Raw genomic sequence first — 25734 nt, forward strand, 5'->3', positions numbered from 1 at the left:
TATGCCATCTTGCTTGTGTTGTATTAACCTATGTTCCGTTTTGGGCAATCTTGTATGTCCATCCCGAATTTTATAACATATATTTCCTGTTCTGCAGCCGAAGCCGGCGCTCTAGCAGTGCCTGTGGTTCAGGCAGCACCTTCCGGCTCATCGCCTCCAGTTCCTCATCGGTAATCTCCCGCTTAATGACGGCGAAGTGGTACATAATTTCGTGAATGACATTGGACTGCAGCGTCTTCAGAACCTCGAGCTCTTCCGCATCATACAGATTGTCGTCATACGGATATTGATAGAACAGCTCCATTCGCAGCAATCTGAAGTCAAACGGCGGCAGCGGAACGGGATAATCCGGGATCTCCGGGCACAGCGGGCTCTGATAGGGCTGGAAGAAGCGGCCGGTGAAATACCGTGGGGTATACTCATCGAACTTTTGCTTAAACATAGGGTTGGAGGCATGCGGGAAGCTATGGGCATAGGGTGAGAGAATACACACAACCGCTTGGTGTGTGCTTATTCTATAAATCTCTGACATCGCTGCAAACAGATCGTTCACATAAGGCATCACCCGGCTGGCCATAACGAATTCAGCCGTATTGTCGGGCAGGGGGATTCCTTCGCAAATATCGCAGACGATATCCACCCCGGGGTACTGTGTGCGGTCGATTCCCAGATACCCTGACTCTTTGCAGGGGCCGCAGCCGATATCGATTCTCAAGGGATACCACTCCTTCAAATGCTGAATAAGGCTCTTCATCTATTGTATTAGTCCGGCGCTTCTGTGCGTACGGCTGATGCCCAGCCCGTAACGGCAAGTTTACACTACCTGGCTTATGGGGTAATCCATAGGTAAGGTAAGCAGCACACAACCAACAGAGGAGGTACACATCATGAGACTAGAGCGTACGCTACCCGCTATGACAGCAATCGCTGTATTGATGCTCACCCTGACGGCTTGCGGCGGGAATAGCCCTGCGGAAGCCCCCGGAGAATCGTCCTCAGCAGGCTCATCGGGAATCCCTGTACAGACAGCGGCGTTACCTCTCGCCAGTCCGGTGCTGAAGCCTGGTCCTTCCGCAGCCGCAGAGTCAGAGAAGATCCAGGGCTCAGGCACTTATGTCGGGCAGATGGATACCCATTCCGTGGAGATTGTGACAGAAGAAGGGCCGACGGCCTTTGAACTCGGTGCAGGCACAGCGGATGCGCCGGAAGGACTTGAGATGGATGATCCTGTAGTATTTACTTATGTGGAAAAAATAGTCGGAAAAGATCCTGTCGTGATTCAGCGGGTATTGTCCAGTCTGGCCAAAGCGGACTGATTCGGCAGAGTGCCCTGAACCCGAACCCGGGCTGCAATGGCGGAATACCCCATGGGTATCCGCCATTGCAGTTCTTTTTGCCGCCTTTGGAATCGGCTCCAAAGGTTATTTTTTTGTAACCGGTTCAGAGAGAAACTTTTTCCGCCCGGCTTGCGTCAAAGAGATAGAAATTGAGATTGTTTTCCTATCCGGGAGGGTGAGCTTGTGAAAAAGTTATGGATTTCGATTGTAGCAGGATTATTGGTGTTCCCGATGTTGTTTCAGGCTCCTGCCCAGGCAGCAGCAAAACCCATCAGAGTTATTATTGATGGAGTGACCTTGTCCACAGACCAGCCGCCGGTAATGGTGAACGGACGGACCATGGTTCCGCTGCGGGCTATCTTTGAAGCCTTCAATGCCGACATCAAGTGGAATCAGAAGACACAGACAGTAACAGCTTCCCAGAACGATACAACGATTGTACTGAAGATTGGCTCCAAGATCGCAACCATCAACAACAAGGCAGTCAGCCTGGATGTGCCGGGCCAGAATCTGAAGGGCCGCACAATGGTGCCTACCCGCTTCGTAAGTGAAGCGCTCGGCCGCGAGGTCGGCTGGAATCCGGCTGCGCAGATTGTCACGATCACCACTCCGGTTCCGGTAGGCGGGAATGCGGCTCCGGTATCGGGAGTAACCGCCCAGGATATCAGCGATTATGGAGACGGCCGGGATCTGCAGATCAGCTTCAACCGTGCGGCCGACGAATCGCTGGTGGATCAATACCGAGTGCTTGTCGCCAAGGCCGGCACTTCACTGAACCTGTCGTCTGCACTGGCAGTAGGTGCCAATAACTACTCCGTTGCTCTGGTAACAGGAGCTAATCCTGTTGTGAAGCTGAACGCCGCCGCCAGAACGATCGATGGTGACCTGATTAAGAATAATCAGGGATATAGCGTATATGTAGTGACAGTCGGCAAAGGCAACAATACCAGTGCCCTCTCCAGTGCATCTGCCGTTATTACATTGCAGAACAAGGCAGTTCCGGCACTGGGCACCGTCCAGGCAACGGATAACAGTGATTACGGGGATGGCCGGGATCTCTCCGTCAGCTTCAACAAGCTGGCCGATGAGAGCAAGATAAGCTCTTACCGGATCTTCGTAGTCAAAGCGTCCAATTCCACAGTGTTTGACCTGGGCAGAGCCAATGCGGTCTCCAGCAGCAATTACACGCAGATCAACAAGACGGGGAACAACATCAGCCTGAACCTCTCCTCCGGCTCCAGAGATACAGATGGAGCGCTGATCAAGACGGGTGTCAGCTACCGGGTATACGTACTGGCGGTTGACAGCAGCAATGCTGCCAATAATGTGCTGTCACCTGCTTCAACGGCCCTTACACTGGCCAATGCAGGGGTATCCAACCTGAACGTGACCGATGTGAATGATTATAATGACGGGCGGGATTTGAAGGTTACCTTCAACCATGCTACAGACGAGACCAATATTAGCCAATACCGCATTCTGGTGGTGCCTGTGAATTATTACAGCAGCTTCAGCTTAAATGATGCGAATAACGTATCCAGTGCGAATTATACGGCGGTAAACACATCAGGAACCTATACCGAACAGATCCTGAATTCTTCCAGCAGAGATGTTCGCGGTTCCCTGATCAGGAACGGAACCAGCTACAAGGTGTATGTGCTCGCGGCAGGCAACTGGAACAATTCGGGTTCGAATGTGCTATCCGCTGCTTCTCCGGCGATTACGCTGGTGAATACCTCCGGCCTCAGTGCCATATCGAATCTAAGTGTGAGTGATGTGAACGATTATGGAGACGGCCGTGATCTGAGAGTATCGTTCAATCATGCCGGAGACGAATCCTACATCAGCCATTACCGGATTCTGGTGGTGCCTATGAATTATTACAACAGCTTCAGCTTGTCGGATGCGAATAATGCGGGGAATTATACAACCGCAGGTACATCAGGGGACAGCACCAATCAGGTGCTCGATAGCTCAGCCAAGGACGTACGCGGCGCAGCCATCAAGCCGGGAATCAGCTACCGGGTATATGTATTGACTGTCAGAAACGGCAGCTACCAGGGAGCTAATGTATTATCGGAGGGATCGGCAGCCATTACCTTATCGGCTAAGCTTCCCGTCACCTCCGTGACAAATGTGACCTACGGCATGGATAACGGCAAACTTGTGGTTAACTTCACCAAGTCTGCCCGTGAGTCGAATATTTCCGAATACCGGGTATTCGTAGTCCCTTCCAAGCAGAGCTTCGGTAGTGCAGAAGCCCTTGGCGTGCAATCCTCATACTACAGATCAGCAGTCCCTAACGGAAGCAATCTCTCTATAGCGGCTGCAGCCAGAGATATTAACGGTAATCCGATTGTCAAAGGCACCAAGTATAAGGTATACGTGCTTGCGGTAGCCAATAGCTCTGGCGTGCAGAACGGCGGACTGTCCGATTCAAGCGAAGAGTTCGAGATCTAAGCGTCCAGCTCTGTATATAAGGCTCCACAACAAAACACAGCATGTCCCGGTTCAAAGGGATATGCTGTGTTTGCGTACACGAGTTATCATGATGCTCCGGCATTCACCAGAACAACGGACAGCAGAAGCATGAACAGAAGGAGGAAGCCGGCGTTGATGATGGTGCCGATAATAGCAAAAACCTTGCGCCGTCTGCGCAGGGTCAGGCCGATAATACCGGTAACCGCCCCGATGATATTCACTGCGACCAGGATCAGCATCGTCAGGCCCAAATACATAATCGTTTCTGCCGAATCGGCAATCAGTTTATTATGCTCATTCATCAGAGAAGACGCTTGCGCTCCTACATACACGAAGGTAATGGCATAGCAGACCAATGTAAGTAGAGCTATTACGAACGAAGCGATACCGGGGCCCGAGTGCTTATAGTCGCGTTTGTTCTCCTGGTATACATAATCCGGGTTCATGTCTTGTTCAGAAGAGCCCCATCTTGCAGGCTCGGTTGCGGCGGTGTCCGATTTGGGAGTTGTATGATAGTCCATTTGGCTGCACTCCTTGGGGTGTAATAGGTTATTACTACCACTTCATCATAACAGCGCTCTAAATGCAAGTCCTCAGGAATACAAGCTACAGAATGATGCGGCTGGCAAAAGGCGAAGCTGATTGTTAAGATAGGAGAAGTTCAACTCAGGGAAGGAGCTGTATATCCATGCAACGAAGATTGGTGGGCTGGGGAGCCTTGCTGGGTATGCTGTCTGTTGCCATCGGCGCGTTCGGATCGCATATCCTGAAGCCTGTAATCAGTGAGCACTATCTGCAGGTGTACGAGACGGGCGTCCAGTATCATATGTTCCATGCGCTGGCCCTGATACTTATCGGGCTTACCGCTGGGCAGTGGGGCGAAAGTGTCCGTCTGCGCTGGGCAGGGCGGCTGATGGTTGCCGGGGTTATCCTGTTCTCGGGCAGCTTGTACATCCTCAGTATTTCCGGTGTCAAGGTTCTCGGAGCAATCACTCCGCTGGGAGGCGTATGCTTCATTGCGGGCTGGATTTGCCTGGCCTTGGAGGCCTTCTCGCGCAAGAAGTGAATAAGTGCGGCAAGAGCTGCGTATCCGCCAAAATAATCGTAAGAGAAAGAAGCACCCGCCCCCGGAACCCGGAGCGGGTGCTTCTTTCTCTTACAGAAATTCATCGATTTCATTAAGCTTGAACGTATAGACCTGCTTCTCGTCTACATGGTATACACTCAGCGAATTCTCCGTTTCGTCTAAGTTCAGAATACGGCAGGGCATGGATACCTGTTTGCCATACCGGTTCGCACGCAGCCGGACGAGCTGGTTATTCTGAATGTACTGTCTGATTTTGCCGAATACATCTGCTGGAGTTTCTGCCGGAGCTGCTGCAGGCTTCTTGGCTGCGGGCTTCTCCGCAGGCTTGGCTGCCTGAGGGTCTGCCGGCTTCTCCGGCAATTTCACTGGCACCGGAGCAGGTGTGAAGCTATCATTCTTCAGAGCCATTTTTGCAGACTTCAGCAGATGATCAATGGCTCTTCCAAGCTCCAGCCCGGAGTTGATGTTGAAATCAGTGACTTTGTCGCTTGAATTCAACATTTCAAGCAGGAATTGCAGCGCAAGCGGGTTGGTGCGGGCATTAATCAGGATGTCGACATTGAAAAGATAATTGCCGTCGGTATGTTGTAGTTTCTTATCCATTAATCCCCCAGCTTAATCGTTAATCACGATTTCTTTAATTTAAATTAGTGTATAAACTATACCATTAAATAAGCGGAAATTATATACCCTCCTGCATAAGAAATAAGGACTTCTGACCCTCCGATTTCTCCATGAACTAGGACAATCGTCCACACGTGGCCTGAACCGTACGCATAACCTACAACGTGAATGTGAAAGGAGGAGGTGCTGCAGATGGTAACAATAGAGCCCATGCAGGTGGGCGATCATGTCCTGGTGGGGGTTGAGGTGAAGCTGCCCAAAACGACGCTGCTCAGCATCAGCACAGACAAGGGATATATTATGTGCGGGGCGCTGGACATAGGACTGCTGAACGAGGTGCTGAGCGACCGGAAGATTATTGCGGCAAGGGCTGTCGGGGTGCGGACGCTTCAACAGCTGCTGGCCGCGCCGCTGGAGTCCGTAACTATAGAAGCAGAGAAGCTGGGAATCGTTCCGGGCATGTCCGGTGCAGAGGCCCTGCTGCTAATGATGTAAGGCACATAGCAATGTGTAGTCAGCCAAGGAGCTTCCCGGCCCCTTGGCTGACTTTATTCTGTCTTGAACCGCATCAATTAGCATAACCGGCGCTTGCTTGGTTCATCCTACGGGTGAAGACACAAGCATGCAGCCAGCGGCGGGGAAGAGGGCTTGTCCGGGGCCAGGCTTGTTTCGCCCTCCAGGCAAAAGGGTAAATGGAGAATAGACAACTGCAAGGCCGGACAATGGACAAGCAGCCGGCTAAATTTAATGGATAAGGAAGGGATCATCTCATGGCTAAAGCATCAAACAAAGTGAACACCGCTTCATTGGAACAGGTACTGAACCGTCAGGTTGCCAACCTGAACGTATTGTATGTGAAAGTGCATAACTATCACTGGTATGTGAAGGGGGAGCAGTTCTTCGCCCTGCATGTGAAGTTCGAAGAGCTGTACGATGATATTACACTCAAAATGGACGAGGTAGCTGAGCGCTTGCTGAGCATCAAAGGCAGCCCTGCAGCAACTATGAAAGAATATCTGGAACTGGCTACCATTCAGGAAGCCACAGGCAAAGAAGATGCCCGCGGTATGGTTCAGGCGCTGATCGAAGATTTCGCTACAGTAGCGGAAGAACTGACAGAGGGCATCGAGCTGGCGGAAGAAATCAGCGACCAGCCGACGGCAGACCTGTTCATCAAGATCCGCACGGATCTGGAGAAGAACCAGTGGATGCTGCGCGCTTTCCTGGGCTGATTGCGGGATAAGCAGCACAATGATTTGAATATAGGAATAAAGTCTCCCCTGAAGGGAGGCTTTATTTATTTTTCAAAATATAAGGATTCATGTGCTTCGCATGATCCCCTTTAAAAGGGCAGCGTAGCCCTTTCTACTCGAATTCACTAAGATTCAGGGGGAGCATTCTATTCTCATCAATCATCATTTGAATGAATTTCAGTGAAGCCTGCAGCTCCGGTTCCGAGAATTCACCCATTTTCTCAATGAATTTCTCCTCCAGGTTCTCGTGCATCCGGGCGTGGAGTTCAAAGAGCTGTCTGCCTTTAGGAGTAAGGCTGAAGTAGATTTCTTTCTTGTTGTCATTCATCCGGCTCCGCTTAATGCAGCCATCCTGGAGAAGCTTGGTGCTGATCTTAGTGATGCTCGCCTTGGACAATTTCAAGCTCTCCGCGATGGTAGTGCTGTTGACAGGCTCGTGATTGCCAATGCAGTCGATGACATGAATACTGGTCAAGCTGGTTGAAGTGAGAGTAATCCCGTACTTCCGTGTGAGATCCGTAAATACAGCCATTTCGGTTACGAAAGTCTCTTCAACTAAATGGGAGAGGTGGAGAAAACGGTCATACAGCAGCCGCTTAAGTCCTTCAGAGGAATGCATGGGGCTTAGCATCTCCTTTCTGCAAAGTACCTTTATTCTAACTTAAAATTATTAACGTGTAAACTAAATATTCAGACAATTTATTTATGGTAAATTGCTGATCTTAAACTAAATAATAAAGATTGACATCGTATTTCTTTCAAAATATAGTTAACTGGTAAACAATATTAATTATTGAATGCCAAACGATATTTTGGGGGGATGAAGATGAAGGATGTGTCCACAACGGTTAGGGAACGGCGGACCATTCGGAGATTCAGCGCTGCGCCGGTTGAACAAGAACGGATTATTTCCTTGGTAAATGAGGCGGCTGGCTTATACGAGTCCGAAGGAACGCCGCACTGGCGCTGTCTTTACTTCGGCACTCCCGAGTCCCGTGAAGAGCTGGCTGAATCCATGATGGCGAAGGTGACGGGCGGCCGGCTGGGGAAGCTCCTTCCTGCCCCAATGACAGATCTTCTAAGAAGGCAAATCACGGGTACTCCCGCTCATGTAATCTTCATTGCCGAGTCCGCCGGCACGGAGCGGGAGCGGGATGAGAACTACGCCGCGGTCTGCAGCATCATGCAAACGGTTCAGCTTCTGGGCTGGGAACAGGGGCTGGGGATGCTGTGGTACACAGATCCCTTGATTCTGAGCGAATCGTTCTATAAGCTCATCGGCTGGCGTGAAGGAGAGCGGTTTGCCGGGATTCTGGAAATCGGCTCCTTCGACAAAGCGCCGCGAGGACGGAAAAGAACACCGGCAGAACGGAAATGGACGGTTATCGGTGAAGACAGCCGCCAGCTTGAGGATGCCGCTCCTTTCTCCGCGTACAATGTCCTTAGGCTGCTGAACGAGGCGGTGTGGGCACCGAATGACGGCATGCGGGAGCCTTGGCGGTTCATCTATGTGACGGGTGATAAGACAGAGGCATCAGGCATACTGCAGTTCTCTGAAGAGGCACCTTCACCGCCGTTTCTGCTGGCCGTAGCCAGAGAAGAGACGGACCCGCACAAGCAGGACGAGGATTATGCCGCGGTGTGCAGCCTGATACAGAATTTTCAACTGCTGGCCCGGTCTGAAGGGTGGCAGGTGCGCCGCAGGATTCCGGAATGGGTCTATGACCGGAAGCAGTGTGAGTCCTTCGGGCTTCGTCCGCTGGAACGGATCGTCGCAGTACTTGAAGCGGGGGAACATAAGCGGTATTCAAATTCCGTTTTTCCTATTCCCGCAGTGAAGATAACCATTAATTAATTTGATAAAAAAGGGCCGATGTAATAAAATTAGTGAGAATCATTGATAATCATCCTGATTCACTTTATAATAATTATAATGTGATATAAAATCTAATTGCTTGTAATCAGGGTTAACCTGTGACAATACAACTTTCTGATTTCGCAAATCGATCAATGGAGGGAATAATAATTATGGCAGCAGAATTTGTCATTGAGGGACTGAAAGCGACGATTGAAGGAAAAGAAATTCTGAAGGGGATTAACCTTCAGATGAAGGGCGGAGAAATTCACGCCGTGATGGGACCGAATGGTACTGGTAAAAGTACGCTGGCCTCAGCTCTGATGGGTCATCCCAAGTATGTGGTTACAGAAGGTACGGCCTTGCTCGAAGGTGAAGATCTGCTGGAGATGGCAGTGGATGAGCGCGCCCGCGCCGGGTTGTTCCTCGGGATGCAATATCCAAGTGAAATCAGCGGAGTGACGAACTCCGACTTCCTGCGCAGTGCGATTAACTCGCGCCGTGAAGAGGGCAGTGAGATCTCACTGATCCGCTTCATCCGCCAGATGGAAGCCAAGATGAAAGAACTGGATATGAACCCTGAATTCCTGCACCGTTATCTGAATGAAGGCTTCTCCGGCGGGGAGAAGAAGCGTAACGAGATTCTGCAAATGATGATGCTGGACCCTAAGATCGTCATTCTTGACGAAATTGACTCCGGCCTTGATATTGACGCACTCAAAATTGTTGCTGATGGCGTGAACTCCATGCGCAGCCCGGAACGCGGATTCCTTGTTATTACCCACTATCAGCGGTTGCTTAATTATATCAAACCTGACTATGTGCATGTCATGATGCAGGGACGGATTGTGAAATCCGGCGGTCCTGAGCTGGCACAGAAACTGGAAGCAGAAGGTTACGAATGGATCAAGGAAGAGCTCGGCATTGAAGACGAAACTGTAGGACAAGAAGCTTAGAAACGCTGGAAGGAGGAAACCACTTATGACGACGCAAACCATTCTTCCCGTGGATGCACAGCAGCTCGGCGCACAATCGCAGAGCAGCGGCGAACCGGGCTGGCTGAAGGACAGCCGTTTGAAGGCTCTGGAGCTTGCCGCAGGGCTTGACCTGCCGAAGCTGGAGAAGACACGGATTGACCGCTGGAATATCAACAACTACGGGGAATACAAGCCAAGCCAGGCGCTGGCGGCACTTCAAGATGCACCGGCTTCTATTGCCGGGCTGATTGAAGGACAAGAGGAAGGCAGCCTGATTATTCAACGGAATTCAGGGGCTGTATATGCCCGCCTGGCTCCGGAGCTGGCTGCGCAAGGTGTTATTTTCACCGATTTGCAGACTGCAGTCAGAGAGCATGGAGACCTTGTTCAGCGTTATCTGCATAAGGCAGTATTGCCGGAAGAGCACTCCATCGCCGCACTGCATGCAGCACTATGGAACGGCGGGGTATTCCTCTATGTTCCGAAGAATGTTGTCATCGACACTCCGCTGCAGGCGGTTCTGCTCACGGATGACGCTGAAGCTGCCTTTGTACCGCATATTCTGATTGTTGCCGATACTAACAGTTCGTTGACCTACGTGGATAACTACGTATCCGATAAGACTGAAGCGGGTCTGCATAACGGAGCCGTTGAAGTATTCGTAGGTGCAGGTGCCACTGTGAGATACGCTACCGTACATCAGCTGGGGCAGGATACAACGGATGTGACGTACCGCCGCGCCGTTGTGGAGAATGACGGCACCATTGAATGGATCATCGGTGAGATGAACTATGGAGATACAGCCAGCGATACCAAATCGGTGCTTAAAGGCAACGGCTCAAGCTCAGATGCGAAGGTCATTGCTGTAGGCTCCGGTTCGCAGAAGCTGAGCTACACTACTCAGGCGCAGCATTTCGGACGGAATACACCGAGTGACATGATCACGCGTGCTGTTATGCGGGATTCAGCAACCTCGATTATTAACGGAATTACGAAGATTGAGAAGGGCGCTACCAGAGCTGACGGACAGCAGACAGAGAAGGTTCTGATGCTAAGCCCCAAAGCGCGCGGAGACGCCAACCCGATCCTCCTTATAGATGAAGATGATGTAACCGCAGGCCATGCCGCTTCCGTAGGACAGGTCAATTACGAGCAAGTCTATTACCTGATGTCCCGGGGATTATCGCGGCATGACGCAGAAACACTGATCATATACGGCTTCCTTGCACCTGTTGTATCGCAAATTCCACTGGAGGGACTGCGCAATCAGCTCCAATCTCTTGTGGAAAGGAAGTTAGGCCAATGATTAGCAGTCAGATCCGGGAGCAGTTTCCCATCCTGAACCAGAAGATCAACGGCCATCCGCTGGTCTACCTGGACAGTGCGGCCACTTCACAGAAGCCGCGCCAGGTCATTGAGGCGGTCAAGTCTTACTACGAATGGGATAATGCCAACGTACACCGCGGGGTGCATACCCTGGGGAGCCGGGCAACCGATGCGTATGAAGGCGCCCGCGAGAAGCTGAAGAACTTCATTAATGCCCGCAGTGTGAAGGAAATTATCTTCACACGCGGGACAACGACCGCGCTTAATATTGTAGCTTCCTCTTACGGTCCTTCCGTCCTAAAGGAAGGGGATGAGATCGTGATTACCCAGATGGAGCATCACAGCAATTTCATTCCCTGGCAGCAGCTGGCCAAGAACACCGGGGCTACCCTGAAATTCCTGCCGCTGCAAAAGGACGGTACGATCACGCTGGAGGATGCCGAGCAGACGATTACTGCCCGGACCAAGATTGTAGCCATTGCGTATGTATCCAATGTCATGGGCGTTACTCATCCTATCAAAGAGCTTGCAGCGATTGCCCACCGGAACGGTGCAGTGATCGTGGTGGACGGTGCACAGAGCACACCGCATCTGAAGGTGGATGTGCAGGACCTGGATTGCGATTTCTACGCCTTGTCCGGGCACAAGATGCTTGCGCCTACTGGTATCGGTGCTCTCTACGGCAAGAAGGCGCTGCTGGAAGCTATGGAGCCGGTTGAATTCGGCGGCGAGATGATCGATGATGTCGGGCTGTATGAGTCTACCTGGAAGGAGCTGCCGTGGAAGTTCGAAGGCGGAACACCGATTATTGCTGGTGCCGTCGGCTTAGGAGCAGCGATTGATTTCCTGCAGGAGGTCGGGATGGATGAGATTCACCGCCACGAAGTGCAGCTTGCAGCATATGCGGAGCAGCGGCTGTCGGAGGTCAGTGATCTGACGATCTATGGTCCCCGCAACCGTCAGGTGGGGGTAGTCACCTTCAACCTGGGTGATGTTCATCCGCATGATGTGGCCACCGTGCTGGATGCGGAAGGCGTGGCTGTCCGCGCGGGGCATCATTGCTGCCAGCCGCTCATGCGCTGGCTGGAGGTCAGCTCCACCGCCCGGGCGAGCTTCTACCTGTACAACACTGAACAGGATGTAGATGCGCTGGTTCAAGCCTTACTTAAGGCAAAGGAGTATTTCAGCTATGAACTTGGATGACTTATATAGACGCGTAATTATGGATCATTACAAAAATCCCCGGAATCGCGGCTCATTTGAAGATGACGCACTTAAGATTGAGCTCAATAACCCTACCTGCGGCGACCGCATTACGCTTCAGCTTAAGGTGGAGGATGGGATCGTCCAGGACGCCCGTTTCAGCGGCGAAGGCTGTTCAATCAGCATGTCGTCGGCTTCGATGATGACGGAAGCGGTCAAGGGCCAATCGATAGCGCATGCGCTTGAGATGGCCGACAGCTTCTCCTCTCTAATGAAGGGTGAGGAAGCAGATTTCGGTGACTACGAAGATATTGAAGCCCTGTCCGGTGTTAATAAATTTCCGGCGCGGATCAAATGTGCCACTCTGGCCTGGAACGCGCTTCGCAAAGGCATAGATACGCAAAGAAGCTTATAAAATAATATTACACACAAGGAGGCTGACACCATGGCTAAGAAAGCGCCTGATATGGAGGAATACCAGTACGGATTCCGTGACGAGCACAAGTCGATATTTCAGTCTGGTAAAGGACTCACGGAAGAAATCGTCCGGGAAATCTCCGCAATCAAAAACGAGCCGGAATGGATGCTGGAATTCCGGCTGAAATCCCTGGAGCAGTTCCGTAAGATGCCAATGCCGAAGTGGGGCGGCAATCTGGATGATCTGGATTTCGAGGATATCCAATATTATGTTAGACCTTCCGAGAAGCAGGGCAAGACTTGGGAGGAGGTTCCTTCCGAGATCAAAGAGACCTTCGACAAGCTGGGAATTCCGGAAGCGGAGCAGAAGTTCCTTGCCGGTGTCTCTGCACAGTATGAATCTGAGGTAGTCTATCACAGCATGCAGCAGAACCTGGAGGATCAGGGTGTGATCTTCACAGATACGGATTCCGCACTGCGTGATCATCCTGAGCTGTTCAAGAAGTTCTTTGGCACAATCATTCCGCCTGCAGACAACAAGTTCGCCGCACTTAACAGTGCCGTTTGGTCAGGAGGCAGCTTCATCTATGTTCCGAAGGGTGTGAAGTGTGAAGTTCCTTTGCAGGCTTACTTCCGCATCAACTCCGAGAATATGGGACAATTCGAGCGTACTCTGATTCTGGCAGACGAAGACAGCTTCGTGCATTACGTTGAAGGCTGTACTGCCCCAATCTACAGCACGAACTCTCTGCATAGTGCAGTGGTTGAAATTCTCTGCATGAAGAACGCCCGTGTCCGTTATACCACCATTCAGAACTGGGCACCGAACATCTATAACCTCGTTACCAAACGTGCGGTTGCCGAAGAGAATGCTACGATGGAATGGGTAGATGGCAACATCGGCTCCAAGCTGACTATGAAATATCCTGCGGTTGTTCTTAAAGGCCGTGGAGCCAAGGGTTCTGTATTGTCCATCGCGGTAGCGGGCAAGAATCAGCATCAGGATGCAGGCGCCAAAATGATCCACTTGGCACCGGATACCACCTCAACCATCGTATCCAAGTCGATCAGCAAGCACGGCGGCAAGGTCACTTACCGTGGACTCGCTTCCTTCGGCCGCAAGGCAGAAGGCGCGAAATCCAATATCAAATGCGATACGCTCATTCTGGATAACGAGTCCACCTCGGATACGATTCCTTACAATGAGATCATGAACGATAACATTGTGCTTGAGCACGAAGCGACGGTCTCCAAGGTATCTGAGGAGCAGCTATTCTACCTCATGAGCCGCGGTCTCTCCGAAGCTGATGCCACGCAGATGATTATCATGGGCTTCATCGAGCCGTTCACCAAAGAGCTGCCGATGGAATATGCGGTCGAGATGAACAGATTGATCAAATTCGAAATGGAAGGCAGTATCGGGTAACTAGCTGCCTCTTTCAATAACCAGGCGATATACAGTGAGTGTCCACAGAACTTTGATGCAGGTTGGTCAAAGCTCTGTGGGCACTTTTGTGTTTTATAGGAACATAAAATACCTTTTATAGGGCTTTCAAAAAGCTGCTTAGCATCGTTGAATCTTGCTATATCTTAATTGAGCAGTATTTGCGAGGAAATAGCAGCATTTAAAACTACGGGCGTCCATTAGCCCCTGCTTAAGCCCGGTTTATTCCGGAAAAAGAGGGAAAACGGTGGTTTCTCCCCTTTGCCGCATTAAATTAGGGATGATAAACTGCTTAAAGTCACTAAATTGGAAGCGCTAAAAAAGCTAGCTTACGGTGCGATATTTAGAGACCAAGTTTATGCTTACGGAGCAGGTTAATTCGTAAAGCTAAGTTTATGCTTACGAGGCAGGTTACTTCGTAAAGCTAAGTTTATGCTTACGGAGCCAGCTTTACTTCGTAAAGCTTTAAGGAGGAGAGATATGGATGTTCTCAGGCAACTGCGGGGCTTTTATCGGGAGAAGCTGCACTATCTGATTCTGTCGATTGTATGTTTGGCGGCCGCAACTGCAGTGGGGCTTATTACCCCCAATTTGTTAAGGAGATTGATCGATGATGTTATTGTTCCCCTAAAGTTTACTGAGGTGCCCGTACTCGCTCTCAGTGTGCTTGCTGTCATTGTTGTCAAGGCGTGCCTGCAGTTTGCCCATGGATTTTTCGGCGGACGGCTGGGGAATTTCCTGGCCTACCGGCTGCGCAATGCCTGCTATGAGAAGCTGCAATTTCTGTCCTTCCGTTATTATGATACGGCGAAGACAGGTGACCTGATGTCCCGGCTGACCGGGGATTTGGAAGCGATCCGGATGTTCATTGGCTTCGGATTTGCCCAACTGCTGAATGTATTTTTCATGGTTTTGTTCGGCTCCATTATGATGTTTACCATCAATTGGCAGCTGACGCTGGTTACTCTGATCACAATGCCGTTTCTGGCGGTAGTCGCACTCAGATTTGAATCCAAGATTCATCCGGCCTTTCAGGAGATGCGCCTGGCGTTAAGTTCCCTGACAACGGCTGTACAGGAGAATGTCACCGGGGTAAGAACGGTCAAATCGTTTGCCAGAGAGGCCTACGAAGTTGAGAAATTCTCACACCGTAATGAACGTTATAAAGATAATCAAATTTTTGCGGCCGAGCTGTGGAGTAAATTCTTCCCGTTCATGGAGCTGCTGGCTTCGGTCAGTGTAGCGATCCTGCTGGGTGTCGGCGGTACGCTGGTTATCAACGGGAAGATGTCGCTGGGTGAGCTGGTTGCGTTCTTCAGCCTGATCTGGTACATTATCGGCCCGGTATGGGGACTCGGGTTCCACATCAACAACTATACCCAGTCGAAGGCCTCTGGCGAACGTGTGCTGGAAGTGCTGAATCAGACAATCGATGTCCGGGATCAAGAGAATGCCCGCGAGCTTGTAGCGGCAGAAGTGAAGGGTGAGGTGGAGTTCGATCATGTCACCTTCGCTTACGGCAACAAAATGCCGGCAGTCAAGGATATTCATTTCCATGCGGAGCCTGGTGCGGTCATTGGATTCCTTGGCGGAACGGGATCCGGTAAATCCACGATTACCCAGCTCATGATGCGTGCTTATGATGTGAATCAGGGCAGTATCAAGCTCGATGGCGTGGATATCCGCGAGTTCCAGGTCCGTAGTCTGCGCTCGCAAATATCGACGGTATTCCAGGAGACCTTCCTGTTCTCCTCATCGATCCGCAATAATATCTCTTATGGACTGAAGAATGTCAGCATGGATGAGATCATCCGTGCCGCCGAGCTGGCGAAGGCGCATGACTTCATTATGGAGATGCCGGAAGGCTACGATACGGTAGTCGGGGAGCGGGGAATGGGTCTCTCGGGCGGCCAAAAGCAGCGGATTGCCATCGCGCGCGCACTGCTCAAGAATCCGCGGATTCTTATCCTGGATGATGCCACCAGTGCGGTGGACATGGAGACGGAGCATGAGATTCAGGCCGGGTTCCAGGAGGTTATGCGCGGACGGACCACCTTGATTATTGCCCACCGGATCTCCTCCCTGCGTCATGCCGATCAAATCATTGTCATGAATGAAGGGAGAATGGTCCAGCAGGGCACCCATCAGGAATTGATCGCGGTCCCGGGACCTTATCAGGATGTGTACCGGATTCAGTACGCCGATTATTTAGCCAGGGATAATGAACGAGAGGCGGGTGATCCGGCATGAACCTTCAGACCTCCAAGAAGACTGTAGAGGGCGCAGTAGAGACTGACAACAGTAAAGTAGAGGAACAGACGCTTGAAGAACGTTTTATCTACAAAGACGATGATGTGATCGACAAGGCTTTTGACTGGAAGCAGTTCACCCGCTTATTCAGCTATATGAAGCCATATGCGAGGCAGATGCTGCCGCTGGTCTCGATCATGATGATTCTGGGGACGATTACCAAGCTGACGGTTCCATTCCTGACCAGTATGGCGATTGATAAAGCGATTGCTCCAAAAGACGGAAACACCAGCTTGACGCTGCTCTACACGCTCACAGCCAGTGTAATCATTCTGTATCTGATTCAATGGATTGCGGGCGTATACCGGATCAAATATACGAATGTGATCGGCCAGCGGGTGATCTATGATCTGCGCTCGGACCTGTTCCGGCATATCCAGAAGCTGTCCTTCAACTTCTTTGATAAACGTCCGGCCGGATCCGTCCTGGTCCGGGTGACCAATGATATTAACTCGCTGCAGGATTTGTTCACCAACGGGGTTGTCAATCTAATGATTGACTGTGTGCAGCTGTTCGGCATTATGATAATTCTGCTGCTGATCAACTGGAAGCTGGGGCTGGCCGTGATGATTACGGTGCCCATTATGTTCCTGATCTCGACCAAGCTGCGGCAGAGAATCCGTATTGCCTGGCAGGATGTGCGTATGAAGAACTCGCGGATCAACTCCCATTTGAATGAATCGATTCAGGGGATTCGCGTCACTCAGGCCTACACGCAGGAAGAAGAGAACATGCACTATTTCGATGCCATGAATATGGACAGCCGGAAGTCTTGGAACAAGGCCTCAGCCATGAACCAGGCATTCGGTCCGATCATTGAAGTCACCGGCGGCTTCGGGACGATGATTCTCTTCTGGTTCGGGGCGTACCTGATTCAGTCGGGAGAACTTACGGTCGGCTTCCTGGTCGCCTTCAGCAGTTATGTCAGCAACTTCTGGGACCCGATCAACCGGCTGGGACAGATGTACAATCAGCTGCTGGTGGCGATGGCCTCCTCCGAGCGGATCTTCGAATATCTCGACGAACAGCCTGCGGTTCAGGATAAGCCGGGAGCAACTCCGCTGTCCAAGATTAAGGGAGATATTCACTTCGATAATGTTGTGTTTGAATATGAGAAGGGCCGTGCGGCTCTCAAGGGCATTAACCTGGATGTCAAGGCAGGCCAATCCATTGCACTAGTAGGACATACCGGCTCCGGCAAAAGCACGATCATCAACCTGATCGGCCGGTTCTATGATATCAAGAGCGGCGGCATCACCATTGATGGACGGGATATCCGCGAGGTTACACTCCAGAGTCTGCGCGAACAGATCGGGATTGTCTTGCAGGATACCTTCATCTTCTCGGGAACGATCCGCGACAACATCCGCTTCGGGCGGCTGGATGCCACGGACGAAGAGATTGAAGCGGCCGCTAAGGCTGTAGACGCCCATGATTTCATCGTCAAGCTGCCAGCCGGTTATGATACCGAGGTAGAGGAGCGGGGAAGCGCACTGTCCATGGGACAACGCCAGCTGCTGTCCTTCGCCCGGGCGCTGCTGGCTGATCCGCGGATTCTGATTCTGGATGAAGCGACCGCCAGCATTGATACGGAGACGGAGATCAAGATTCAGGAAGCGCTGAAGCTGCTGCTTCAGGGCCGGACCTCCTTCATCGTCGCCCACCGCCTCTCGACCATCCGCCATGCGGATAAGATCGTGGTGCTGGATCACGGCGAGATCAAGGAAGAAGGCAACCATGCCGAGCTGACCAAGCACGACGGTATTTATAACGGGTTAATAGAAGCACAGTTCCGCTTCTTATAGAAGCACATGCAGCAGCCTGGCCCCGATGTGGGGGAGGGGCTGCTGTTTTTTTTGCGTCTGGAATGATAAGGGGAAGCGTAGAGTTCCTTCCCGTTAAGGCCGTTTTCCCGGCTTCCCGCTTACCCGGACCTCCAGCAGCTGCGCACTGATCTCCTGCTGCCACCCGGTATCTTGAGTACTCTCTGCCAACAGAGCTTCGATATGGAGGCGGGCCATTTCCCAGCAGTAGACGGTGTTGACATGCAGGCAGTGCTGAAGCTCGTCTTGCTCCGCCGGAGCCAGTGGACGCTTCAGACTCAGGGTATATAGCTCGGCAAGGCGCTGGTGAACCGCAAGCATCATATCTCCTCCCTTGGATTATTGTCTGCTATTAGCGTGACCCTGGAGATACGGTTTCAAACCGGAATGAAGCCAAATATGAATATTCAGATCTTTGGAATAAAAAAAGTTCTTGAAATCGCTTTTATTTATGCTACAATAGCAGTAATACAGGATTGTGACCGGTAACGCGGGCAATGCCTAAGCTGATGCGAGTATCATTTTTATGAATGATATTGGGATCAACTTAGGCTTTTTTTGTACAAACTATGCGTCAGGAGGTGAAATAGAGATGATTATCGAGAAGGTGCTGAACAATAATGTGCTCCTGACCAAGAACCAGAAGGGCAAGGAGGTTATTGTGATGGGCAGAGGAATTTCCTTCAATAAGGTGGCGGGTGATTATGTGGATCCTGCCAAGGTGGATAAGATTTTTCTGCTGAATGAGAATGAATTCACTGCCCGGCTGACTGAACTGCTGAATGATATTCCGGTAGCTCACCTGGAGCTGGCCAGCGGCATCGTCACCTACGCGAGTGGAGTGCTGCACACAGAGCTGAACGATAATCTCTATCTGACGCTGACGGATCATATTCATTTCGCGCTGGAGCGTTTTGAGAAGGGGATTCAGCTGAAGAATGCGATGCTGTTTGAGATCAAGCGCTTTTACCAGAAGGAATTCGGGATCGGGCTGGATGCCCTGAAGATGATTGAACAGACCACCGGCCTCTCGCTCGGTGAGGATGAAGCCGGCTTCATTGCCCTTCATCTGGTCAACGCCAGAATGGATGGCACGGAGGTAAGATCGACGATCAAGATGACGGAGATCGTTCAGAATATCCTGAACATCGTTACCTATCATTATAAGGTTGTGCTGGACGAGACCTCGCTTAACTATTCGCGGTTCCTGACCCATCTGCAGTATTTTTCCATGCGGGTGCTGAAGAAGGAGACCAACAACAGCGGGGAAGAGTTCCTGTACAATCAGGTGAGGCTAACCTATGTCAAGGCTTTCGAATGCGTAGGCAAGATTAATGAATATCTGGAGAAATCCCATGGCCAGAGCCTCAGCAAGGATGAATATGTCTATTTGACGATTCACATTCAGCGTGTAACTGAACGCAATAGCCTGGAGTAACACGCAACATACGTAAGACTACAATATTTCATATATTTTCATATCATCTGTCAGGGTGTAACTGGTCATGCAGGCAAAACCTGAGCTGATGGCAAAATAGCGTGTGTTCTACGCCTTTTTTGCCTTGAGTTCAGGTTTTTCTTGTTTGCAGAGGGGAAAGATAGAAGGGCTGGCATAACTCGCCTCTGCAGCGATGCTTATATTACAGATCTCAAAAGGAGCAAACCCAAATGAGCAATAAAGACTTATCCAAACAAATTATCACACTCGTTGGCGGAGAAGGGAATGTGAATTCCGTCTTCCATTGTGCCACACGCTTAAGATTCAAGCTGAAGGATAACAGCAAAGCCAATAAAGCAGCGCTGGAGAAGACTCCGGGAGTCATTACAGTGGTTGAGAACAGCGGGCAATTCCAGGTGGTCATCGGCAACAATGTCAGCCAGGTATTCGAGCAGATTATGAAGGAAACCTCGCTTCAGGATGCGGAGAAAAGCGGCAGTGACGAAAGCTCGGAAAGCACCGGAGTTCTGGGTAAAGCGGTGGACATCATTTCAAGTATTTTCTCGCCGATACTGGGTGCACTGGCCGGGGCGGGGATTCTCAAGGGCTTGCTGGCCCTGATTCTTTCACTGGAGTGGATTAGTGCTGCCAGCGGCACTTACATGATCCTCAATGCGGCTGCCGACAGCGTGTTCTATTTCCTGCCTGTCTTCCTGGCGGTTACGGCAGCGCGCAAATTCAAGGCAAATCAATTCGTGTCCATTGCCATAGCCGGAGCCTTGATCTATCCCGCAGTCATTGCGGCTGTAGGCTCACCTGACCCGCTGCACTTCCTGGGGATCAAGATCGTACTGATCAATTATTCCTCCAGCGTGATCCCGATTATTCTGGCGGTATGGGTGCAGTCGTATGTGGAACGCTGGTTCCGTTCCTTCATTCATGAGTCCGTGCGGAATATTCTTGTTCCCATGTTCGCACTGCTCATTGTTATTCCGCTTACGTTCCTGGCCTTCGGACCTGTAGGTTCAATGATCAGTGAGGGACTCGCTTCCGGTTATACTTGGCTCTACAATCTAAGTCCGCTTGTGGCCGGAGCCATAGCTGGGGCGTTCTGGCAGGTGTTCGTAATCTTCGGTGTACACTGGGGCTTCGTACCGATCATGCTCAGCAATATTGCTACACTGGGACAGGATACCATGCTGCCTATTCTCAGTGCGGCCGTTCTGTCGCAGGCCGGGGCTGTATTCGGTGTATTCCTGAAATCGCGGAACCCGCAGCTTAAGGCACTCGCCGGTTCTTCTACACTATCTGCGGTCTTCGGGATTACTGAACCAACCATTTATGGAGTTACCCTGAAGCTCAAAAAACCGTTCATCTATGCGTGTATCTCCGGCGCTATCGGCGGTGCAATTATTGCAACAGGCGGCGCAAGAGCATTATCCTTCTCACTGCCGGGTCTGCTGGCTCTGCCGACCTATTTCGGTACCGGATTTGTCTGGGTAGTCATTGGTATACTGGTAGCATTTGTACTGGCCGCTGTACTGGTGCTGGTGTTTGGCTACAAGGAGCCTGAGACAGATGCTGCGGCATCGGTTAACTTAAGTGCAACCTCGGGTACGACTACACCGACGCTGATTGATAAAGAACTGATTGTAAGCCCGCTGGCAGGAACGCTGCAACCGCTTGACACCCTGCCTGACGAAGCTTTTGCTTCCGGCGCCATGGGCAAGGGCATTGTAATCGAGCCTTCTTCCGGCATCTTAACCAGCCCTGTGAACGGAACGGTAACTACTGTATTCCCGACAGGACATGCCATCGGCATCACTTCGGAGGGCGGTGCGGAGCTGCTGATTCATGTCGGTGTCAATACCGTGAAGCTTAAGGGTCAGCATTTTACCAAAAAAGTGCAGGAAGGCGACAAGGTAGTCAAGGGTCAGCTATTGCTTGAATTTGACCTTGAAGCCATCCGTGCAGCCGGATTTGTAACCGCCACGCCTGTGATTGTCACCAACTCGGCACAATACCTTGATGTGCTTAAGAGCACAGGGACAGAAGTGCCTAGCGGTGAGCTGCTGCTTACACTTATCCGATAAAAGGATAGCCTCCCCCGGCCGGGGGAGGCTTCTGTTGGTATTCAACTTCAAGCAGCACTTCTGCGGTAACGCAGGAGGGGCTGCTTGATTTATTTTGCGTAGAGGAAATCTCTCTACTCCATATAAATCTCAACGACGGCAATTTTGCGTTCGCGGGACAGGTCAAGGAACTTGCCTTCGCTCTGTACAAGCGGACGGAAGACATCCAGCGGGTTGTTCATCACGATAACACCCATATCACCGGTGCTCAGCAGAACGCGCTTGCCGATGAAGTTAGGCATCAGGTGATTGATGAAGGCCTGGACCGGTTTGCCGTTCAGCTTCCCGAAGCTGAGGGAGTTGATCTCACGCAGAACGGAAATCAGCTCCTGCTTGGACTGATAGACCCGGTGAGTGGTCATGGCACTGTAAATATCCGCAACGGCTGCGATCTGGGCGTAAGGATGAATATCTGTCTTGGTCAGCTGCTTGGGATAACCGGAGCCGTCCTCGCGTTCATGATGCTGCAGGGCAACCAGAGCAGTGAAAGGATCGTTCATGGAGTTCTGTATGATTTCGTATCCGTAAATCGTATGTAATTTGATCTCTTCGTATTCATCAGGGGTTAACTTACCAGGCTTATTCAGAATTGCGGGGGAGATGCGGCATTTGCCGATATCAATCAGGTATCCCGCACGCCCGATCTCGTAGCACTCTGTCTTGGAATATCCGAGCCACGAGGCAAGATAATACGAGAGCATGCCTACCTGCAGGGAATGATTGTAGGTATAGTTATCTTCCCGGTCCAGCAGCAGCAGGAGTGTCACTACGTCCTTATGTTTGTCCAGCGTGGACAAGGTCGGCTGCAGGATATCATCCACTACGGACTGATTGAAGCTGCCTTTGCTGAGCGCTTCCATATATAGAGATTCAAAACCGTCAATCGTGGTATCGAAGCTGCTGGCTGCGGCCTGAATGATTGACGTCCGGCTGGAAGGGGCGGGCTCTTCCTGTACCGTTTCAATGTCTACATAATCCACGCCATGCTGTATCAGCTTGGCGATTTCCTCCATTTGCAGCCGTGATCCCTTAGGGAGTACATGCAGCCCGCGGGAGCTGAAGGTATCCATCCGCAGATGATCACCCGGTTTAAGATCCATCACGTGTACTCTCAATGAATAGGCCACCTTACTATAGCAATTTTTTACAGCATAGCAACAAAGTCCGCAATATTCAATGGTGTAAGAGTACTGATTGTAGCTTGCAGATTGTGCAACCCGCTGGTCCTACCCTGTTGTGTATCTATGCAGATTCGCGGAAGGGGAACGGTCCGGTTAACCGCCGGATACGGGCGGAATGAAGGCCACCTCTGAGCCTTCGGTAATATCCGTATCATCAGGCGCATATTCCTGATCAACGGCTACAAGGGATACACTGATCTGCGGCGCGGCATCAGGATAGGAGGCGGAGAGGAGTTCCTTCAGCCTGCCTGCTGTCAAAGGGGACTCCTGGGCGTGGAAGACCAGAGTGGAGGAGCCGATGATTTCGGCCAGACCGGCGAACAGCCGGATGGAGATATGCATGCTTTCTTCACCCTTTCTGGACTTAAGCTTAGGACAGCTTATAATGATTACAATATACCATATTGGGTCTGAAAATGTTATGCTAACTCTAGAACTGAACAAGCCTGCCGCTTACTTTATAAACGGCTGTACAAGTGGGAGGGAAGCCAGCTTATGAAGCCTGGGCCGCAAAGATTAACCATTATTCATACCAATGATATACATAGCCACTTTGAAATGATGAGTCCGCTTGCGGCAGTGATATCCGCAATGAAGGCAGCGGCAGGCGAGGATCCGGTGCTGCTGCTTGATATCGGAGATCATATGGACCGCGCTGCTGTAGAGACGGAAGGCACGATGGGACAGGCCAACATAGACATTATGAATCTGACCGGATACGATGCAGTCACCATCGGCAATAACGAAGGCCTCACCTTCTCCAAGGAGATGCTCTCAGCCATATTCACAGGTATCCAGTGTCCTGTGGTATGCTGCAATTTCCTGGAGTCCGCTACCGGTGAGCCGCCGCACTGGATGCAGCGCCACGCGGTTCTGGAGAAGGACGGCATCAAGATTGGACTGACCGGTGCTACGGCGGCGTTCACCTCCTTCTATTCCCTGCTCGGCTGGGATGTGCTGGACCCGGAAGAGGCGCTGCGCGAGCAGGTTCAGCTGCTTGCCCCGCAGGTGGATATCGTGATCATTCTGTCTCATCTGGGGTTACCCGCAGACCAGAGGCTGGCAGAGAACCTGGAGGGCGTGCATGCCATTCTGGGCGGGCACACCCACCATATGCTGGAGCAGCCGCAGATGATTAACGGGACAGCCGTATGCGGAGCCGGCAAATTCGGCCGGTACGCCGGACGGGTGGTCTTCGAGCGGCAGCAGCCGGACGGAGCGTTTCACCTGGCCGAAGGAGGCTGCACGGAAGTTGATCCTGCCTTGACGGAGGAGCTGATCGCTCCGGCGGCAGCGATCCATCTGCTGCGCGGGCGTGAGGCCCTGGAGGAGACGGTTGCCATCAGCGACCGCATGCTGCCGCTGGATCTGCAGGGGGAGTCCCCTTTTGGCAACCTGCTGGCACAGGCAGTCCGCCAGTTCACAGGCAGTCCCATCTCGCTCGTGAATACAGGCCAGCTGCTTGGCCCGCTGCCGGAAGGGAATATCACTACAGGCATGCTGCATGCCTTATGTCCTTCTCCGATTAATCCTTGTATTGTACAGCTGACAGGCAAGGATATCCGCACCGCACTTGAACAAAGTCTGATGGCAGAGTTCCGGAATAAAGTCATCTACGGATATGGCTTCCGGGGAGAGGTGCTGGGCACCCTGGCCGTGGACGGATTAAAAATCTTGTACGATCCAAGGGTCATGCCTTATGATAACGGTATTGCGATTTTTGCCGGCGGGGAGCAGCTGGAGGATACCAAGGTATATAGTGTCGGCACGCTGGATATGTTTACGTTCCGTACAGGCTACGAGAGTATAGCCAATGGCCGGGAGGCGGTATATTTGCTGCCTCATTTCCTCCGCGATCTGCTGCGGATGGAGCTGCAGCGCCCGGGGAGTCTGGATGAGTGTGAAGCGGTTCGCTGGGAGAGGCAATCCACCTGATGATCCACACCATGTTTTATAAAATTGATAGTTAACACAGTACCAGGTTTCATTGACTAGATCAGGAGGAGTAATATGGATACAATTACAGCCATTATTCTGGCAATTGTGGAAGGAATCACGGAGTTCATTCCGGTTTCTTCGACGGGACACATGATTCTAACGACTAAGCTTCTGGGATTTAACGAGCAGGATTCGATTATGAAGACGTATGAGATCGTGATTCAGCTGGGGGCTATACTGGCGATTGCGCTGGTCTACCGCCAGCGGATTGTGGATCTGCTCGGATTCGGCCGCAGAGACAGAGGGGGCGTAATGCCGGCAGCCCGCCTGAACCTGATTCATGTGCTGTTGGGCATTGTGCCTGCGCTCGCTGTAGCTTTTTTTGCCCGGGACTTCATTAAAAGCCTCTTCGGGGCATCCACCGTCCTCTGGGCGCTGGTCGCAGGCGGTATTCTGATGATCATTGCCGAATGGGTCAACAAACGCAAGATCCGCGTGACGGCACATGATCTGGATGATCTGTCCTACGGGCAGGCACTCTCGATCGGACTGTTCCAGATTATTTCCGTCCTCTGGCCTGGCTTCTCCCGTTCCGGCTCGACCATTTCCGGGGGGATGCTGAGCGGAGTGAGCTACAAGGCCTCGGCCGACTTCTCCTTCCTCATCGCGATTCCGATTATGTGCGCGGCCTCGGGGTATGAGCTGCTGGATTCCTACAAGAATTTCACGAGTGAGACGATCGGGTATTTTGTCATCGGCTTCATTATTTCCTTCATCGTGGCTTATGTGGTGGTAGTTCTGTTCATGAGAATGATCCAGAAGATCAGACCGACGCATTTTGCCATCTACCGCTTTATCCTTGCAGCCGCCTTCTGGCTGTTTATTATGCGTTGATTCTCAGCTTGGCA

At 51.5% G+C, this 25734-nt stretch carries 24 protein-coding genes; 17 read left to right on the forward strand and 7 right to left on the reverse strand.

The genetic code is table 11. The features are described 5' to 3' along the window. Positions 1-70: 70 nt before the first annotated feature. Positions 71-715, reverse strand: coding sequence for a methyltransferase domain-containing protein (locus NST69_RS07915; RefSeq protein WP_342548939.1), 645 nt, complete (start codon positions 713-715; stop codon positions 71-73). A gap of 172 nt (positions 716-887) precedes the next feature. On the opposite strand from NST69_RS07915, the gene NST69_RS07920 reads away from it, so the two are divergent. Both NST69_RS07920 and NST69_RS07925 read left to right on the forward strand, forming a co-directional pair. After that, positions 888-1316 (forward strand): hypothetical protein, encoded by a 429-nt coding sequence (locus tag NST69_RS07920; protein WP_339255032.1) that lies wholly within the window; start codon positions 888-890, stop codon positions 1314-1316. A 204-nt stretch (positions 1317-1520) separates the two neighbouring features. Continuing rightward, positions 1521-3797 carry a copper amine oxidase N-terminal domain-containing protein gene (locus NST69_RS07925; protein ID WP_342548940.1) on the forward strand — a complete coding sequence of 759 codons (2277 nt, stop codon included), beginning with the start codon at positions 1521-1523 and terminating at the stop codon, positions 3795-3797. A gap of 86 nt (positions 3798-3883) precedes the next feature. On the opposite strand, the gene NST69_RS07930 is transcribed toward NST69_RS07925, so the two are convergent. Then, positions 3884-4339 (reverse strand): hypothetical protein, encoded by a 456-nt coding sequence (locus tag NST69_RS07930; protein WP_342548941.1) that lies wholly within the window; start codon positions 4337-4339, stop codon positions 3884-3886. A 167-nt stretch (positions 4340-4506) separates the two neighbouring features. Between NST69_RS07930 and NST69_RS07935 the strand changes: the two genes are divergently transcribed. Beyond that, complete coding sequence (locus NST69_RS07935) at positions 4507-4884, forward strand: DUF423 domain-containing protein (protein ID WP_342548942.1); 378 nt, start codon at positions 4507-4509, stop codon at positions 4882-4884. Between the two features lie 90 nt (positions 4885-4974). On the opposite strand, the gene NST69_RS07940 is transcribed toward NST69_RS07935, so the two are convergent. Beyond that, a complete protein-coding gene (locus NST69_RS07940; RefSeq protein ID WP_342548943.1) occupies positions 4975-5508 on the reverse strand; it encodes a hypothetical protein in 534 nt (177 codons plus the stop codon). Positions 5509-5721: 213 nt separating this feature from the next. Here NST69_RS07940 and NST69_RS07945 point away from each other — a divergent pair, with 213 nt between their 5' ends. Further along, positions 5722-6024, forward strand: a complete 303-nt coding sequence (locus NST69_RS07945) for a DUF1805 domain-containing protein (protein ID WP_209872793.1) — start codon at positions 5722-5724, stop codon at positions 6022-6024. A gap of 275 nt (positions 6025-6299) precedes the next feature. Beyond that, entirely contained in the window at positions 6300-6761 is a 462-nt protein-coding gene (locus tag NST69_RS07950) for a Dps family protein (RefSeq protein ID WP_036692784.1), read from the forward strand. Between the two features lie 133 nt (positions 6762-6894). Here the strand turns inward: NST69_RS07950 and NST69_RS07955 are convergent, their stop codons facing one another. Continuing rightward, positions 6895-7401: a MarR family transcriptional regulator gene (locus NST69_RS07955; protein ID WP_342548944.1), complete on the reverse strand. Its 507-nt coding sequence runs from the start codon at positions 7399-7401 to the stop codon at positions 6895-6897. A gap of 207 nt (positions 7402-7608) precedes the next feature. Here NST69_RS07955 and NST69_RS07960 point away from each other — a divergent pair, with 207 nt between their 5' ends. The 8 genes from NST69_RS07960 to NST69_RS07995 all read left to right on the forward strand — a co-directional run bounded on the left by NST69_RS07960 (position 7609) and on the right by NST69_RS07995 (position 18119). Then, entirely contained in the window at positions 7609-8637 is a 1029-nt protein-coding gene (locus NST69_RS07960; RefSeq protein WP_342548945.1) for a nitroreductase family protein, read from the forward strand. 173 nt (positions 8638-8810) lie between these two features. Continuing rightward, complete coding sequence (gene sufC / locus NST69_RS07965; RefSeq protein WP_036721433.1) at positions 8811-9593, forward strand: Fe-S cluster assembly ATPase SufC; 783 nt, start codon at positions 8811-8813, stop codon at positions 9591-9593. Between the two features lie 25 nt (positions 9594-9618). Then, positions 9619-10920 carry a Fe-S cluster assembly protein SufD gene (sufD, locus tag NST69_RS07970; RefSeq protein WP_342548946.1) on the forward strand — a complete coding sequence of 434 codons (1302 nt, stop codon included), beginning with the start codon at positions 9619-9621 and terminating at the stop codon, positions 10918-10920. Beyond that, complete coding sequence (locus tag NST69_RS07975; protein WP_342548947.1) at positions 10917-12143, forward strand: cysteine desulfurase; 1227 nt, start codon at positions 10917-10919, stop codon at positions 12141-12143. The genes sufD and NST69_RS07975 overlap by 4 nt, the downstream gene beginning before the upstream one ends. Then, positions 12130-12558: a Fe-S cluster assembly sulfur transfer protein SufU gene (sufU, locus tag NST69_RS07980; RefSeq protein WP_339313364.1), complete on the forward strand. Its 429-nt coding sequence runs from the start codon at positions 12130-12132 to the stop codon at positions 12556-12558. Before NST69_RS07975 ends, sufU begins: the two co-directional genes overlap by 14 nt. 30 nt (positions 12559-12588) lie before the next feature. After that, a complete protein-coding gene (gene sufB / locus NST69_RS07985) occupies positions 12589-13986 on the forward strand; it encodes a Fe-S cluster assembly protein SufB (protein WP_036721442.1) in 1398 nt (465 codons plus the stop codon). Positions 13987-14484: 498 nt separating this feature from the next. Then, positions 14485-16254, forward strand: coding sequence for an ABC transporter ATP-binding protein (locus NST69_RS07990; protein WP_342548948.1), 1770 nt, complete (start codon positions 14485-14487; stop codon positions 16252-16254). Next, a complete protein-coding gene (locus NST69_RS07995; RefSeq protein WP_342548949.1) occupies positions 16251-18119 on the forward strand; it encodes an ABC transporter ATP-binding protein in 1869 nt (622 codons plus the stop codon). Before NST69_RS07990 ends, NST69_RS07995 begins: the two co-directional genes overlap by 4 nt. A gap of 93 nt (positions 18120-18212) precedes the next feature. Here the strand turns inward: NST69_RS07995 and NST69_RS08000 are convergent, their stop codons facing one another. Continuing rightward, positions 18213-18461, reverse strand: a complete 249-nt coding sequence (locus tag NST69_RS08000; protein WP_339313367.1) for a hypothetical protein — start codon at positions 18459-18461, stop codon at positions 18213-18215. 268 nt (positions 18462-18729) lie between these two features. On the opposite strand from NST69_RS08000, the gene NST69_RS08005 reads away from it, so the two are divergent. After that, on the forward strand, positions 18730-19575 hold the full coding sequence (locus NST69_RS08005; RefSeq protein WP_036721447.1) for a PRD domain-containing protein: 846 nt from the start codon (positions 18730-18732) through the stop codon (positions 19573-19575). A gap of 230 nt (positions 19576-19805) precedes the next feature. Continuing rightward, complete coding sequence (locus tag NST69_RS08010; protein ID WP_036721449.1) at positions 19806-21668, forward strand: beta-glucoside-specific PTS transporter subunit IIABC; 1863 nt, start codon at positions 19806-19808, stop codon at positions 21666-21668. 113 nt (positions 21669-21781) lie between these two features. Here NST69_RS08010 and NST69_RS08015 read toward each other — a convergent pair whose 3' ends face one another. Next, the gene (locus NST69_RS08015) at positions 21782-22822 is read right to left on the reverse strand and encodes an HD-GYP domain-containing protein (protein ID WP_036721450.1); all 1041 of its coding nucleotides are present in this window, start codon (positions 22820-22822) and stop codon (positions 21782-21784) included. Between the two features lie 159 nt (positions 22823-22981). Then, positions 22982-23230, reverse strand: a complete 249-nt coding sequence (moaD, locus tag NST69_RS08020) for a molybdopterin converting factor subunit 1 (RefSeq protein ID WP_036721451.1) — start codon at positions 23228-23230, stop codon at positions 22982-22984. A 153-nt stretch (positions 23231-23383) separates the two neighbouring features. Between moaD and NST69_RS08025 the strand changes: the two genes are divergently transcribed. Together NST69_RS08025 and NST69_RS08030 are read left to right on the forward strand one after the other, a co-directional pair. Beyond that, positions 23384-24823, forward strand: a complete 1440-nt coding sequence (locus NST69_RS08025) for a bifunctional UDP-sugar hydrolase/5'-nucleotidase (protein WP_339313371.1) — start codon at positions 23384-23386, stop codon at positions 24821-24823. A 75-nt stretch (positions 24824-24898) separates the two neighbouring features. After that, a complete protein-coding gene (locus tag NST69_RS08030) occupies positions 24899-25720 on the forward strand; it encodes an undecaprenyl-diphosphate phosphatase (RefSeq protein ID WP_209872766.1) in 822 nt (273 codons plus the stop codon). The last annotated feature ends 14 nt before the right edge of the window (positions 25721-25734 follow it).

The sequence above is a fragment of the Paenibacillus sp. FSL P2-0089 genome (assembly GCF_038595095.1).
In the GTDB taxonomy this organism is placed as follows: domain Bacteria; phylum Bacillota; class Bacilli; order Paenibacillales; family Paenibacillaceae; genus Paenibacillus_AQ; species Paenibacillus_AQ silagei.

Excerpts from the sequence above, each read along its gene's own strand:
- moaD (WP_036721451.1), bottom strand. The coding sequence starts at position 23,230 with ATGCATATCTCCATCCGGCTGTTCGCCGGTCTGGCCGAAATCATCGGC.
- NST69_RS08005 (WP_036721447.1), top strand. The coding sequence starts at position 18,730 with ATGATTATCGAGAAGGTGCTGAACAATAATGTGCTCCTGACCAAGAAC.
- NST69_RS08030 (WP_209872766.1), top strand. The coding sequence starts at position 24,899 with ATGGATACAATTACAGCCATTATTCTGGCAATTGTGGAAGGAATCACG.
- NST69_RS07975 (WP_342548947.1), top strand. The coding sequence starts at position 10,917 with ATGATTAGCAGTCAGATCCGGGAGCAGTTTCCCATCCTGAACCAGAAG.
- NST69_RS07955 (WP_342548944.1), bottom strand. The coding sequence starts at position 7,401 with ATGCATTCCTCTGAAGGACTTAAGCGGCTGCTGTATGACCGTTTTCTC.
- NST69_RS07950 (WP_036692784.1), top strand. The coding sequence starts at position 6,300 with ATGGCTAAAGCATCAAACAAAGTGAACACCGCTTCATTGGAACAGGTA.
- sufB (WP_036721442.1), top strand. The coding sequence starts at position 12,589 with ATGGCTAAGAAAGCGCCTGATATGGAGGAATACCAGTACGGATTCCGT.
- sufU (WP_339313364.1), top strand. The coding sequence starts at position 12,130 with ATGAACTTGGATGACTTATATAGACGCGTAATTATGGATCATTACAAA.
- NST69_RS08000 (WP_339313367.1), bottom strand. The coding sequence starts at position 18,461 with ATGATGCTTGCGGTTCACCAGCGCCTTGCCGAGCTATATACCCTGAGT.
- NST69_RS08025 (WP_339313371.1), top strand. The coding sequence starts at position 23,384 with ATGAAGCCTGGGCCGCAAAGATTAACCATTATTCATACCAATGATATA.
- NST69_RS07945 (WP_209872793.1), top strand. The coding sequence starts at position 5,722 with ATGGTAACAATAGAGCCCATGCAGGTGGGCGATCATGTCCTGGTGGGG.
- NST69_RS07930 (WP_342548941.1), bottom strand. The coding sequence starts at position 4,339 with ATGGACTATCATACAACTCCCAAATCGGACACCGCCGCAACCGAGCCT.
- NST69_RS07940 (WP_342548943.1), bottom strand. The coding sequence starts at position 5,508 with ATGGATAAGAAACTACAACATACCGACGGCAATTATCTTTTCAATGTC.
- sufC (WP_036721433.1), top strand. The coding sequence starts at position 8,811 with ATGGCAGCAGAATTTGTCATTGAGGGACTGAAAGCGACGATTGAAGGA.
- NST69_RS07995 (WP_342548949.1), top strand. The coding sequence starts at position 16,251 with ATGAACCTTCAGACCTCCAAGAAGACTGTAGAGGGCGCAGTAGAGACT.
- NST69_RS07960 (WP_342548945.1), top strand. The coding sequence starts at position 7,609 with ATGAAGGATGTGTCCACAACGGTTAGGGAACGGCGGACCATTCGGAGA.
- sufD (WP_342548946.1), top strand. The coding sequence starts at position 9,619 with ATGACGACGCAAACCATTCTTCCCGTGGATGCACAGCAGCTCGGCGCA.
- NST69_RS07990 (WP_342548948.1), top strand. The coding sequence starts at position 14,485 with ATGGATGTTCTCAGGCAACTGCGGGGCTTTTATCGGGAGAAGCTGCAC.
- NST69_RS07935 (WP_342548942.1), top strand. The coding sequence starts at position 4,507 with ATGCAACGAAGATTGGTGGGCTGGGGAGCCTTGCTGGGTATGCTGTCT.
- NST69_RS07920 (WP_339255032.1), top strand. The coding sequence starts at position 888 with ATGAGACTAGAGCGTACGCTACCCGCTATGACAGCAATCGCTGTATTG.
- NST69_RS08010 (WP_036721449.1), top strand. The coding sequence starts at position 19,806 with ATGAGCAATAAAGACTTATCCAAACAAATTATCACACTCGTTGGCGGA.